Annotated in this window: 11 protein-coding genes and 1 tRNA gene; 2 read left to right on the plus strand and 10 right to left on the minus strand. The window is 62.6% G+C overall.

Going from position 1 to position 12,504, the window contains the following annotated elements:
* Positions 1-12 precede the first annotated feature (12 nt).
* Both kdsA and AXW84_RS15580 read right to left on the minus strand, forming a co-directional pair.
* On the minus strand, positions 13-873 hold the full coding sequence (kdsA, locus tag AXW84_RS15575) for a 3-deoxy-8-phosphooctulonate synthase (protein WP_068235170.1): 861 nt from the start codon (positions 871-873) through the stop codon (positions 13-15).
* Between the two features lie 9 nt (positions 874-882).
* Positions 883-1,470, minus strand: coding sequence for a methyltransferase domain-containing protein (locus AXW84_RS15580; RefSeq protein WP_236943143.1), 588 nt, complete (start codon positions 1,468-1,470; stop codon positions 883-885).
* A gap of 146 nt (positions 1,471-1,616) precedes the next feature.
* Between AXW84_RS15580 and AXW84_RS15585 the strand changes: the two genes are divergently transcribed.
* Positions 1,617-2,567 (plus strand): hypothetical protein, encoded by a 951-nt coding sequence (locus AXW84_RS15585; RefSeq protein ID WP_068235173.1) that lies wholly within the window; start codon positions 1,617-1,619, stop codon positions 2,565-2,567.
* Positions 2,568-2,772: 205 nt separating this feature from the next.
* On the opposite strand, the gene cphA is transcribed toward AXW84_RS15585, so the two are convergent.
* The 3 genes from cphA to rpsA all read right to left on the minus strand — a co-directional run bounded on the left by cphA (position 2,773) and on the right by rpsA (position 7,767).
* Complete coding sequence (cphA, locus tag AXW84_RS15590) at positions 2,773-5,412, minus strand: cyanophycin synthetase (RefSeq protein ID WP_068235175.1); 2,640 nt, start codon at positions 5,410-5,412, stop codon at positions 2,773-2,775.
* Positions 5,413-5,588: 176 nt separating this feature from the next.
* A tRNA-Cys gene (locus AXW84_RS15595) sits at positions 5,589-5,659 on the minus strand.
* 134 nt (positions 5,660-5,793) lie between these two features.
* The gene (rpsA, locus tag AXW84_RS15600; RefSeq protein WP_068235177.1) at positions 5,794-7,767 is read right to left on the minus strand and encodes a 30S ribosomal protein S1; all 1,974 of its coding nucleotides are present in this window, start codon (positions 7,765-7,767) and stop codon (positions 5,794-5,796) included.
* A 308-nt stretch (positions 7,768-8,075) separates the two neighbouring features.
* Here rpsA and AXW84_RS15605 point away from each other — a divergent pair, with 308 nt between their 5' ends.
* Positions 8,076-8,918 (plus strand): alpha/beta fold hydrolase, encoded by an 843-nt coding sequence (locus tag AXW84_RS15605; protein ID WP_068235178.1) that lies wholly within the window; start codon positions 8,076-8,078, stop codon positions 8,916-8,918.
* A gap of 83 nt (positions 8,919-9,001) precedes the next feature.
* Here the strand turns inward: AXW84_RS15605 and AXW84_RS25095 are convergent, their stop codons facing one another.
* From AXW84_RS25095 to smpB, 5 genes are all read right to left on the minus strand, one after another.
* Entirely contained in the window at positions 9,002-9,559 is a 558-nt protein-coding gene (locus AXW84_RS25095) for a DUF3298 and DUF4163 domain-containing protein (protein WP_335339489.1), read from the minus strand.
* Entirely contained in the window at positions 9,513-10,211 is a 699-nt protein-coding gene (locus AXW84_RS26430; protein ID WP_157887068.1) for a hypothetical protein, read from the minus strand. The genes AXW84_RS25095 and AXW84_RS26430 overlap by 47 nt, the downstream gene beginning before the upstream one ends.
* A 243-nt stretch (positions 10,212-10,454) precedes the next feature.
* On the minus strand, positions 10,455-10,946 hold the full coding sequence (locus tag AXW84_RS15615; RefSeq protein ID WP_068235184.1) for an HNH endonuclease: 492 nt from the start codon (positions 10,944-10,946) through the stop codon (positions 10,455-10,457).
* Between the two features lie 98 nt (positions 10,947-11,044).
* Entirely contained in the window at positions 11,045-11,815 is a 771-nt protein-coding gene (locus AXW84_RS15620) for a C40 family peptidase (protein WP_068239524.1), read from the minus strand.
* A 184-nt stretch (positions 11,816-11,999) separates the two neighbouring features.
* Positions 12,000-12,455 (minus strand): SsrA-binding protein SmpB, encoded by a 456-nt coding sequence (gene smpB, locus AXW84_RS15625; RefSeq protein ID WP_068235187.1) that lies wholly within the window; start codon positions 12,453-12,455, stop codon positions 12,000-12,002.
* Positions 12,456-12,504: the final 49 nt, after the last annotated feature.

Consider the following 12,504-nt stretch of genomic DNA (forward strand, 5'->3'; position numbering starts at 1 on the left):
GGGGCCCCCAGGCTAAGCATTCAGGCCTTGGGCGCTCACCTCGCCCGTTGGGCGCACGGCGTCGCGCAACCGCGTGAGGCGCTGGAGTAGGCCCTCCAACTGGTCGAGGGGCAGCATGTTGGCCCCGTCTGAAAGGGCCTTGGCGGGCGTGGGGTGGGTTTCGATGAACAGGCCGTCGGCGCCCACCGCAATGGCCGCCTTAGCAATGATTTCAATCAATGCGGGCTGGCCGCCCGTCACGCCGCTGCTTTGGTTGGGCTTTTGCAGGGCGTGGGTCACGTCCATCACCACGGGCACGCCAAAGCGCTGCATGGCAGGCAGGTTACGGTAATCGACTACCAAATCGGAGTAGCCAAACGAGTTACCGCGCTCGGTTAGGATGACGTTCGGGTTGCCCGATTCCTGCACCTTGTCAACGGCAAATTTCATGGCCTCGCCGCTCAGGAACTGGCCTTTTTTGATGTTGACCACCTTGCCCGTTTTGGCCGCGGCGATGAGCAAATCGGTTTGCCGGCACAGGAACGCCGGAATTTGCAGCACGTCGACGTACTCGGCCGCCATAGCTGCCTCCTCTGATTCGTGGATGTCGGTGACGGTGGGTACGCCGATTTCGCGCCCCACTTTTTGCAAGATGCGCAGCGCCTGCTCGTCGCCGATGCCGGTGAAGGAATCAAGCCGCGAACGGTTGGCCTTGCGGTACGAGCCCTTGAAAATGTACGGAATCTGGAGCTTGTCGGTGAGGTGCTTGATGCGCTCGGCGATGCGCAGGGCCATGTCCTCCCCTTCGATGACGCAGGGCCCCGCCATTAAAAAAAACTGGCCCGACTGGGTGTGGCGGAAATGCGGAAGCGTGTTGGCGAGGGCGGTGAGCATGGGTGGTAATTATTTCTTTTTGAGGCAGATGAATAACTCGCGCCCCTGCCGGGGCCCGAGCGAGTTGGTGGCGGTTGCGAAGTGCCGAAACACGAAGTACGGCGCAAAGTACGCGCGGTACTCGGCGGGCGTGCCGCCGAAAGGCGGCTCGGTGGCCCTAGCAAACGGGGCATCGAAGAGCAAGCCCACCAAGGTGCCGCCGGGGCGCAGCAGCCGGGCGCACTGCTGGGCGTAGGCCGGCCGCAGGGCGGGGGCCAGGGCGCAAAAAAACGTTTGCTCAACAATTAAATCATAGGGCGGGTCGTTGGATAGGCCAAAAAAGTCGGCTTGCAACAGGTGGCCGGCCGGGAAATCGGGCACCCGCGCGGCCAGGGCCCCCAGGGCCTCGGCCGCAAAATCGGCCACGAATACCTGCTCGAAACCCGCCCGGTGCAGGTACTCGGCCTCGTAGGCCCGCCCGGCCCCGGGGATGAGAATCCGGGGCTGCGCGGCGGGACGTAGATGGTCGAAGTAGGCACGCAGCGGCGGCGTGGGGGCCCCGGCGTCCCAGCCGTCGCGGCCGTCAACGTAGCGCTGCTGCCAGTAGGACGCATCCAAGGGAGAAGTAACCGATTTCACTCGACAAAAGTATACAGCCTGGGGGCCCCGTTCTTCTAAAAGCTTTCAGCCCCTACTTTTACGCCGGCCACCCCTCAGGTTGGCACGCATTTGCTCACCATTTTTTTCGCTTAAACCCCACCCGTATGAACCCGAACGACAACCTCGAACCTCGCAAAAACAACAGCCGCGTTTACCTCTGGGTAGCCCTCGTGTTGGTGCTGCTGGGCATCAACGGCGTGCTGTTGTACCTGCGCAGCCAAGAGCAAACCAAGAACGAGCAGCTCACGACCGATGTGCAGGCGAAGGACACCAAGTTGGCGGAGCAGATCAAAGAATACGAAACGATTAAGGCCGATTTTGAGCGCCAGAGCCAGGAGCTGCAGAAACTGGGCCAAAGCAATGACTCGCTGCAATCGCGCATTGCCGGTGTAAACGCCGACTTGCTGCGGCTACGCTCCTTCAAGGCCGGCAGCTTCACGCTGGCCATGCAGAAGCAGTACAAGCAGCGCGCCGTGAACCTGGAAGGCCAGTTGAAAAAGCGCGACGAAGAAATTGCCCAGCTTAAGCAGGACAACGAAACGCTTTACACCGAAACCACGACCCTGAAGGAGCGTCAGAACAAGCTGACGGACACCATCAGCACCATCGCCAAAACCAACCGCGACCTGTCGGACAAGGTGACGGTGGCCTCACGCTTGCAGGCCGACAATATCAAGGTGGCCATCATCACGAGCAAGAACAAGGAGAAGATGGACGACAAGGAGGAGTTTAAAGCTAAGCGCGTGGAGAAGGTGAAAGTGACCTTCAACCTGGGCCGCAACGACGTATCGCCGAAGGAGAGTAAGGCCGTGTATATGCGCATTCTGGAGCCCGACGGCGCCGCCCTCTACAACCTGAGCACCGGCGGCGGCACCTTCACCGTGGACGGCCAGGAGTCGTTCTACACCCAGAAGCAGGACGTGGTGTACGACAACACCCGCCAGCCCGTGGTATTCACCTACGCCAAAGGCGCCGAATACAAAAAAGGCGTGCACACCGTGGAGCTGTACGAAGGCGGGGCCCTGATGGGCAAAACCACCTTCACTTTGAAGTAGGACCGCAGATTAAGTGGATTTAACGGATAAGAACGGATTCCAACAGCTTCTTATCTGCTACAGAAAAGGCCACTCGCTGAGTGGCCTTTTCTATAGGGCTTGCGATTGCAACTGCTTTGGGATAGGGCCCCAAGCCTACCCTTCACTTGATATTCGCGGGCTATTACACTCCGTTCTTATTGGTTAAATCTGCATAATCCGTGGTTCAGACACTCTTCTCGTAAGCATCCAGCTTGGCTATTGTAGCCGTGATGTTCTCGGTAAACAGCGTGACCACGGACCCTTCCGGCGCATTAGCCAGCACGTAGTCGATGGCATCTAGCTCGTTCTCGATGTAGGTGATGGGCAAGTCGGGTTTATCGAGGCGCAAGCCGCGGGCCATGATTTCGCGCAGAAACTCGGCCGACTTGCCGCGCAGGTCGCTGTCCTGGCGCAAAATTACCTCGTCGAAAATGCGGCCCGCGATGCGCGCAAAGCCCAGCGTGTCCTCGTCGCGGCGGTCGCCGAGGCCGCTCACCACGCCGATTTTGCGGGTGGCCGTAGTGGCGTCCATGAATTCAGCAAATTTGGTGATGCCGGCCGTGTTGTGGGCATAGTCGACGATGGCCTCAAACTTGGGGAATTTGTAGACGTTCATGCGCCCCGGCGTCTTGGTGGCCGATGGCACAAAGGTGCGCAGCGCCGTCTTGATGGTATCCTGGCTGAAGCCGGCCAAGTGAGCGGCCAGGGCCGCCGCCAGGCTGTTCTCAATGTTGAAGCCTGCCCGGCCCCCAAACGTCACCGGAAACTCGGCGGCCCGGTCGATGCGCAGCTTGTAGCTGTTGCGGTAAATCGTGACGTAGCCTTCCTCGTACACTGCCGCCACGCCGCCGGCCTCCACGTGCTCCCGAATGCGCGGATTGTGCTCGTTCATACTGAATAAGGCCACCTGGCACTCCAGGGTGCGGGCCATGCCGTACACCAGGTCGTCGTCAGCGTTGAGCACGGCCCAGCCGTTTTTGCGCACCGTGCGGGGCACCACGCCCTTCACCGCCGCCATTTCCTCCACGGTGTAGATGTCGCGCAGGCCCAGGTGGTCGGCCGCCACGTTGGTCACCACGGCAATGTCGCAGGTGTGGAAGCCCAGGCCCGAGCGCAGCATGCCGCCGCGGGCAGTTTCAAGCACCGCGTAGTTCACGGTGGGGTCACGCAGGACAAACTCGGCACTTTGGGCCCCGGTGCAGTCGCCCTTTTGCAGCTGCACGCCCTGGATGTAGATGCCATCGGTGGTGGTGAAACCCACTTTGTAGCCGATGCTGGCCACCAAGTGCGCGATGAGGCGCGTGGTCGTAGTCTTGCCGTTGGTGCCCGCAATGGCGATGATGGGAATGCGGGCGGTGCTACCGGGCGGAAACAGCATGTCCACCACGGGGGCCGCCACGTTGCGCGGCAGGCCCTCGGTGGGGTCGATGTGCATGCGGAAGCCCGGGGCGGCGTTCACCTCAATCACGGCCCCGCGGCTCTCGTTAAGCGGCACGGCGATGTCGGTGGCCATCAAATCGATGCCACAGATGTCGAGCCCGACGATGCCGGCCACGCGCTCGGCCAGCAGCAGGTTGTAGGGGTGGATCTGGTCAGTCACGTCGGAGGCCGTGCCGCCGGTGCTGATGTTGGCCGTGCTTTTCAGGAACTGCACTTCGCCGGCGGGCAGCACCGTATCCAGGGCCCTCCCCTGCTTGGCCAGCAGGGCCAGCGTGTGGGCGTCGGCCTTGATGCTGGTGAGGGTTTTTTCATGGCCCACGCCGCGGCGCGGATCTGCGTTCACCTTGTCAATCAGCTGCTGGATAGTACTGGTACCGTCGCCCTTCACGGCGGCCGGGGTGCGCTTGGCGGCGGCAATGAGCCGGCCGTTCACCACCAGCAGGCGGAAGTCAAAGCCCTCGATGAACTGCTCCACAATGACGGCCCGCGAGTAGGCCTGCGCGGCCTTGAGGCCCGCGGCGGCGTCCTCCCAGTTCATAATGCGGATGGTGGCGCCCTTGCCGTGGTTGCCGTCGAGCGGCTTAGTCACGATGGGGAAGCCCAACTCTTCGATGGCGTCACGCAGCCCGTTTTCCGAATACACGGTGGTGCCGCGGGGCACCGGCACGCCCGAGTCTTCGAGCATGGCCTTGGTGCGGTTCTTATTGCCCGCCACCTCCACCCCAGCGTGCGAAGTGAGGCTGGTGGTAGTGGCCCAGATGCGGCGCTGGTTCACGCCGTAGCCAAGCTGAATAATAGACGTGTTCTTGAGCTGGATGTACGGAATGTTGCGCGAAGCCGCTTCGGCCACAATGCTGTAGGTGCTGGGCCCGAAGAATTCCTCCTCCCGGATTTCGTGCAGATTGGCAATGATCGGCTTTAGGTCTACCTCCTGGCCCCGGCACAGGGCCCCGACCACGTCCACCGCGGCTTCGGCGGCGGCGCGGCCAGCGCGTTCTTCCTGGTAGGCAAACACCACGTACTCCACGCCGTCTTCGCGCGCCGGATACGACTTGCCCCAGAACACGGGCATGGCCGCCAGGCGCTGCAACTCCAGCGCCACGTGCTGGATGACGTGGCCCAGGGGCTCGCCATCGGTGAGGCGCTCCGGCGTCAGGGGGGGGTGCTTGGCGGTGTGGCGGCCGCTGGCACCGCTTAGGCCCGCCGGCTGCTGGGCTTGCCCAATATTGGGCAGCAGGGCCACCAACCGTTCGGACAGGCCTGCTACTGCGCTCGACAATTGCCCGGCAAACTCTTGCAAATCAACTTTGGCCACGATGAGCTTATAATGCTTCACCGACCAGTAGCTCGGGCCACGCATCGTGCGCAGGTCAACAATCTTCATATCAACGGGATGAGTTAACGACGTAGGGGCATGCGCGGGGCGCGGGGCTGCACAATTTTAGCTCAGCCACGAAATGTAGGCACAACCTGGTTCAGAACCATGTCCGGGGCCCCAGCGGGCACAAAAAAGCCCCGCCGGCCAAATGGCAAGCGGGGCTTTTTTGTGCAAAAATTAAGAGGTGACGGGCGGATTCGAACCGCCGTAGGAGGTTTTGCAGACCTCTACCTAGCCGCTCGGTCACGTCACCAGTAGGGCTTTCGGGAGCGCAAAGGTACGCAGCTTGATCGGGCTAGGCAAGGGCCGGCACGAAAAAAAGCCCCGATACAAAGTGTATCGGGGCTTTTCTCTAACGCACGCCTGACGAATCAGGCGCAAACCGTTTTACTCAGCAGCTGCCGAGTCTTCCAACGCCTGCGCGTTGTCGGGGCCGGCCTGAGGCACTTCGAGGGCCTCCTCGGCTGCTACCGAAGTCTCGTCAGCTACGGCGGGCTCGGTGGCGCGCTTGGTGTTGGCAGCGGCCAGCTTCTGCTCGCCGGCTTTGCGTTCAGCACCTGCCATCTGGTCGCGCAGGGCGCTCAGGGCGTCGAGGTCGCCGAGGGTCGATTTCTCGTCGGCCGGCTTCTTCAGGTCGCTCATTTTGCCTTCGCCTTGGGCTTCGCCTTTAGCGTTGGTACCCGGCTTCTTCTTGAACTTGGCGTTGCGGCTGTCGTCCTCGGCGGCTACGGCCTGGTTGTACACCGCGGTGTGCGAGAGGACAATGCGGCGGTCGTCTTTGGAGAATTCGGTCACGCGGAAGTCCAGGGCTTCGCCGTTCTCGGCGTTGCTACCGTCCTCCTTCACCAAGCCTTTCGGGTAAGCGAAGCCTTCGATGCCGTAGGGCAGCTCCAGCACAGCGCCACGCTCCGATTTCTCGGTGATGGTGGCGCGGTGCACCGAGCTGGGGGTGAACACCGTCTGGAACGTATCCCAGGGGTTTTCCTCCAGCTGCTTGTGGCCCAGGGCCAGGCGACGAGCGCCCAAGTCCAGCTCCAGCACCACCACGTCGAGGCGGTCGCCCACCTTCACGAACTCCGAAGGGTGCTTGATTTTCTTGGTCCACGACAGGTCCGACACGTGCACGAGGCCGTCCACGCCCTCCTCCAGCTCCACGAAGAGGCCGAAGTTGGTGAGGTTGCGCACCAAGCCGTTGTGCTTGGTACCCACGGCGTACTTGCCACCGAAATCGCCGCGGTTCCACGGGTCTTCGGTCAGTTGCTTGATGCCGAGGCTCATCTTGCGGTCTTCGCGGTCGAGCGTCAGAATCTGCGCTTCCACCACGTCGCCCTGCTTGATGAAGTCCTGCGGGTTGCGCAGGTGCTGGCTCCAGCTCATTTCCGACACGTGGATGAGGCCTTCCACGCCGGGCACCACTTCCATGAACGCGCCGTAGTCGGCCACGTTCACGATGCGGCCCTTCACTTTCGAGCCGGGCTGCAAGTCGGCCGGCAGCGAATCCCACGGGTGAGGAGTCAGCTGCTTCAAGCCCAGCGAAATGCGCTTCTTGGCTTCGTCGAAGTCCAACACCACGATGTTCAGTTTCTGGTCCAACTGCAACACTTCGCTCGGGTGCGCGATGCGGCCCCACGAGATGTCGGTGATGTGCAGCAGGCCGTCGACGCCGCCCAGGTCGATGAACACGCCGAAGTTGGTCATGTTCTTGATGTTGCCTTCCAGGATCTGGCCTTTCTCCAGGTTGTTCAGGATGGCTTCGCGCTGCTTCTCGAGGTCTTTCTCGATGAGCACCTTGTGCGAGACAACCACGTTGTCGAACGCGGAGTTGATTTTCACCACCTTCACTTCCATGCGGCGGCCGACGTAGATGTCGAAGTCGCGGATGGGCTTCACGTCGATTTGCGAGCCGGGCAGGAATGCTTCCACGCCGTCGAGCTCCATGATGAGGCCGCCTTTGGTGCGGCGCTTCACCACACCTTCGAGGATGGTATCCAACTCGAGGGCGTTGTAGATGGCCTTCCAGGCCTGCTTAATTTTGGCTTTTTTGCGGCTCAGGATGAGCTGGCCGTTCACGTCTTCCTGGTCTTCGATGAAGACCTCTACCTCGTCGCCGATTTTCAGGTCGGGCAGGTCGCGAAATTCGGTGAGCGACACGAGGCCGTCCGACTTAAAGCCGATGTTCAGGATCACGTCGCGGTCGGTAATGCCCACCACGGTGCCCTTCACTACTTCTTCTTCCTGTACGGTCGTCAGCGTGTCGCCGTACATTTTCTCCATCTCGGCGCGCTGGTCGGCCGAGTAGTTGCCGCCGAAGCCCGTGGCTCCAACGTTGTCCCAATCGAAATCGTCGATTACTTCTGCCATACTAAATGGTGTGGGCCCCTAGGTACACGCACCAGCCGGGGCCCGGGCCGTTACGCGTTGTGTTTGATGCACTTGCCGTGGCGATTACCGCCAGCACACAAGGCCGCCACCCTGGCGGGGGCGCAAAGGTATGGAATTTTGCTGGCAACTATTCTATATAATCGCACGATTTGCAGCGGGTTGCCCCCTGGCGGCAACCTGCCCCATGCCCGTAGCCCCGGCCACAATCTCAACGCTGGCGTGACAACCTGGGGAGCGCAAATTGCCGTAAGAGAAGGCATTCATTCTCATTCAACCCTCTTCTAATAATGGAATTTATCAAAGCAGGCAACGACGCTACCGGCAAACCAGTTGAACTTAACTACGTGGACTACGGCCAGGGCAACCCCGTGGTGCTGATTCACGGCTGGCCCCTCGACTTGCAGTCGTGGGAATACCAGTTGGCCGAGCTGCCCCTGCATGGCGTGCGCGTGGTTGCCTACGACCGCCGCGGCTTCGGCAAAAGCAGCAAGCCGTGGGACGGCTACAATTACGACACGATGGCCGACGACCTGAAGGCTGTGCTCGACCAGCTCGACCTGCAGAACGTGACGCTGGTGGGCTTCTCGATGGGCGGCGGCGAAGTGGCCCGCTACATGAGCCGCCACAACGGGGCCCGCGTGAGCAAAGTGGTGTTCGTGAGCGCCGTAACGCCATACCTGTTGAAAACCGACGACAACCCCGACGGCGTGGATAAGTCGACGTTTGACGGCATGATTGAGGGCATTGGTAAAGACCGCCCGGGTTTCCTGGCCGACTTTGTGAAGCCGTTCTTCGGCGTGAGTACCCTGAGCCACCCCGTGAGCCAGCCCACCCTGGCCTGGAACACCAGCATTGCGCTGCAGGGCACGCCCCGGGCCACCACCGAGTGCGTGAAAGCCTTTAGCGCCACCGATTTCCGTCAGGATTTGCCCACCATAAAGGTGCCCACGCTATTCATCCACGGCGACGCGGACAAAACCGTGCCGCTGGAAAATAGCGCCGAGCGTGCCGTGAAGCTGGTGACCGGGGCCAAGCTTCTCACCTACGACGGCGAGCCCCACGGCCTCATTGTCACGGCCAAGGACCGCTTCAACGCGGACTTGCTGGAGTTCGTCGGCGCCGCGAGTTAGGCCCGATCTGTTGCTAAAATAAAAGAGGGCCCCGGCCGGAAATATTCCGGCCGGGGCCCTCTTTTTTGCGGGGCGCGGGGGCCCTAGCTGGCCAGGTTGGGATGCAGCAGCAGGGGCTGCAAATCGGCCATCGGCACGAATAAGCTGATTTCGCCCTGGGCGTAAGAGGCAATTTCGTAGGGCCCGTAGGTGAACATGGCGCCGCCGCTGGTAAGGTAGAAATTGGTGGTGACGGGGATCTTCTTGACCAGCAGGGGCCCTTCGAGCGGCTGGCCGGCGGGGATGCGCAGCGTGTGGCGCGCGGCGGCCTCCAGCAGGGCCCCCAGGCGGGGCCGGGCGTCGGGCCGGAACACGGCGGCGAACGTGAGCGGCTGGCCGGTGCGCGTGTCGTAGCTGACGGTGCGGGTGCCGTAGTTGCCGTGGGCCCCGCCGCTGAAATCGTAGGTGAAGTAGCCCAGGCTGAGCAGCGGCGCCTGGTACCAGAGCACGTAGGTGGCGGCTTGCTGCTGGTAGCGCAGGCCATAGCCATAGGGCGCGGCCGTGTCGGCGGGCGCGTCGGAGCGGCTGTCGGTGGCGGCCTGGCGGTAGCTGGCCTCAAACTGCTGGCGCTGGCGGGCCCAGATTTGGACGAGCGGCCGCACGGGGCGGCCGGGCAGACTGTCGTCGTTCAGCTGGCGCAATACGTTGTCGGTAAGCGCCTTCGGGCCATCGGTGGGCACCGCGGCCTGGAACTCGATTTGGCCCCAGGGCGATTTTTTCTTGCCGGGAAACGCCTCGATGGAGTCGGCGAAGGTTTGCACGAACGGCCAGGGCCCCGGCGGGGCGGGCTTCGCGCAGGCGTAGCGGCTGGCCCCGGTAGGTGCCCACCAGCGCGGCGCCTTGCCGGCGCAGGCGCCACAGGGGGCCCTGGCTGCTGCCGGCGGCCTGCTTCTCGGGGCTGATGTCTTCCAGCACGAGGCTGTCGGGGTCGGCGGTGCGGCGGCCGACGAGCCGGTACGGGTGGCCGTCGGCGCCGGCGTAGGTGGCAAAAACGCTTTGCGCGGCGGCACTAACTAGCCGGGCCGTGGTGAGCAGGTGCAGCGTGAGGCTGTCGGGGGCCCCGGGCAGCCGGCCGCGGTAGATTTGGTACGCTGCGCCGGGCGAGCCGCCGGCGCTGGCCAGCGGCGCGGCGGCCGGGGCCCCGGGGGCGGCCGGCGGGGTGGCCACGGCGGCTGGTTTGGAGTCGGAATGGCAGGCAGTCAGCAGCGCACCGAGCGCCGCGGGGACCAGAAGTAGCCGGCAGAATCTTTTCATGGGGCCAAAGAAACGGCCGCCGGGCCCCCACTCTGCGGCGGGGCCCGGCGGCCGGTCGGTTTTAGGTTGTTTGAATCAACCCAAAAACATTTTAGGCCGTCATGCTGAGCGCAGTCGAAGCATCTCTCCCGCAGCAGTGGTTGATTAATCAGCGGGAGAGATGCTTCGACAGGCTCAGCATGACGGTTTTATTAACCCAAAAAGCCTCTCGGTTGCCAAAAAACGTAGCCGGGGGTTCCGGCGTCAGTTCAGGTAGGCGTGCCAGGTTTGGTCGATGGTGCCGGCTGAGAGCTTAAGGAAACCCGTGAGGGTAGGCTTCTTGGGCTGCTGGCGGATGGTGAGGCCGGCCTCGGCGGGCGTGCGGTGGCCCTTGGCGTGGTTGCAGCGGGCGCAGGCGGTGAGCAGGTTCGTCCAGCTCGAATCGCCGCCGCGCGAGCGCGGGATGACGTGGTCGAGCGTCAGCGTTTTGGTCGAGCCGCAGTACTGGCACTCAAAGTGGTCGCGCTTGAAGAGGTTGTGGCGGCTCAGGGCAATGCCTTTGTAGGGCACGCGCACGTAGCGTTGCAGGCGGATGATGCTCGGCTTGGGGTAGGCCTGGGAGATGGTGCGCAGCGTCCCGTCGGACTTGGCAATCATCTCGGCCTTGTCGAGGAAGAGCAGCACAAAAGCCTTCTGCACGCTACACAGGGTGATGGCGGTATAGTCGCCATTCAGCACTAATACTTTTTGGTCCATACACGCTAGCGGGCTCCGATAACCCGCCGAAAGCTAAGGGTTTCTGCGCGGATAAACAAGGTGGCCAGCGGGTAAGTTCAGGGGCCCCGGGGCCCGTTTTACGTGCCCAGCAGGCGCTTGATGAGGCGCAGCTTGTGCGAGTACACCTGCCGGCGGCGGCTGTAGATGCCGTTGTGGTCGAGCGGGTCGAGGCGCACCTCGCCCGAGGCGTGCAGGATGAGGCCCTCGTCGAGCACCATGCCCACGTGCACGATGCGGCCCTCGGCGTTGTCGAAAAAGGCGAGGTCGCCGGGCTCGGCCTGGGTCACGAAATCGACGGTGTGGCCGTGCTCGATTTGCTGGCAGGCATCGCGCCGCAGCTGCACGCCCACCAGGCCGTAGAGCTGCTGCATGAGCCCCGAGCAATCGACGCCAAACACGCTTTTGCCGCCCCACAGGTAGGGCGCCTTGAGGTAGAGCTGGCCGATTTTGCGCAGCAGCTGCACCTGGCGCACTGCATCGGCGGGGGCCCCGGGGTTGGTGGCGGCACCGTTGAAGAACAGCGACTTATCGCCCAGCTGCAACGTCATGCCGTCGAAAAACGGCAGGCGGCTGCCCAGTACCACGGGGATGCGGGTGGCCTCGTCGCTCACGGTTTGCACCACGTCGAGCACCCGGGGGTGGTCCTGGGCCTGCCAGGCGGCGAAGTAGGCGGGCGTGACGGGCGTGTGCTGGAGGTGGTCAATCCAGCCCACGTAGCCGTCGGCGGCCACTTCTACCTGGTGCCACTTGCCCTGGCTTTGCCGCACGGTGTAGCACTCGCCGAACAGTAATTGGGTGGTTTGCTCGGCCTTGTCGGTGGGCTCGGCGCGGACGGGAACGGCGCTCAACGCGCAAATGCCGGGGGTCAAAACTTAATGTAAAATGTGAAGATGTGGAAATGTGTTCGGGGCAGCGGCAAAGGAATGGGCAAATTTAAAACAACGAGAGAAGAGGTCGAAAACGGTGGTAGCGGTGTCTTGCGACCAACTAATTCATTTCCACATTCAACACATTCTCACTTCTTGCACATTTCTACAGGCGCTCCATGTCGCGCTTTTGGGCCTTCTCCTTTAGGTCGTTGCGCTTGTCGTAGAGCTTCTTGCCCTGGGCAAGGGCAATTTCGATTTTGGCGAAGCCGCGGTCCGTCACGAACAGGCGCAGGGGGATGATGGTGAGGCCCTGGTCCTGGCTTTTGCCGGCCAGCTGCTTCAGCTCGCGCTTGTTGAGCAACAGCTTGCGCTCGCGCAGGGGCTCGTGGTTGTTGTAGGTGCCGAGGGCGTAGGGCGCGATGCGCAGCGAGTGAATCCAGAGGCTGCCATCGGTGTGGAACAGGCAGTAGCCGTCCTGGAGGTTCACGTTGCCGTCGCGGATGCTCTTGATTTCGGTGCCTTGCAGCATCACGCCCGCGTCGTACTTGGCCAGGAAGGAATATTCGTGGCTGGCGCGGCGGTTTTTGATGTTGACGGGGGCGGGAGTTTTGTCTTTCATAATAGAGGGAGCCGGGGGCCCCGGCTCGTCGGGACCAGTATACGCGGCC

This window comes from Hymenobacter sp. PAMC 26628, from assembly GCF_001562275.1.
Lineage (GTDB): Bacteria > Bacteroidota > Bacteroidia > Cytophagales > Hymenobacteraceae > Hymenobacter.

Excerpts from the sequence above, each read along its gene's own strand:
- smpB (WP_068235187.1), bottom strand. The coding sequence starts at position 12,455 with ATGAAAGACAAAACTCCCGCCCCCGTCAACATCAAAAACCGCCGCGCC.
- AXW84_RS15605 (WP_068235178.1), top strand. The coding sequence starts at position 8,076 with ATGGAATTTATCAAAGCAGGCAACGACGCTACCGGCAAACCAGTTGAA.
- AXW84_RS15585 (WP_068235173.1), top strand. The coding sequence starts at position 1,617 with ATGAACCCGAACGACAACCTCGAACCTCGCAAAAACAACAGCCGCGTT.
- rpsA (WP_068235177.1), bottom strand. The coding sequence starts at position 7,767 with ATGGCAGAAGTAATCGACGATTTCGATTGGGACAACGTTGGAGCCACG.
- cphA (WP_068235175.1), bottom strand. The coding sequence starts at position 5,412 with ATGAAGATTGTTGACCTGCGCACGATGCGTGGCCCGAGCTACTGGTCG.
- kdsA (WP_068235170.1), bottom strand. The coding sequence starts at position 873 with ATGCTCACCGCCCTCGCCAACACGCTTCCGCATTTCCGCCACACCCAG.
- AXW84_RS26430 (WP_157887068.1), bottom strand. The coding sequence starts at position 10,211 with ATGAAAAGATTCTGCCGGCTACTTCTGGTCCCCGCGGCGCTCGGTGCG.
- AXW84_RS15615 (WP_068235184.1), bottom strand. The coding sequence starts at position 10,946 with ATGGACCAAAAAGTATTAGTGCTGAATGGCGACTATACCGCCATCACC.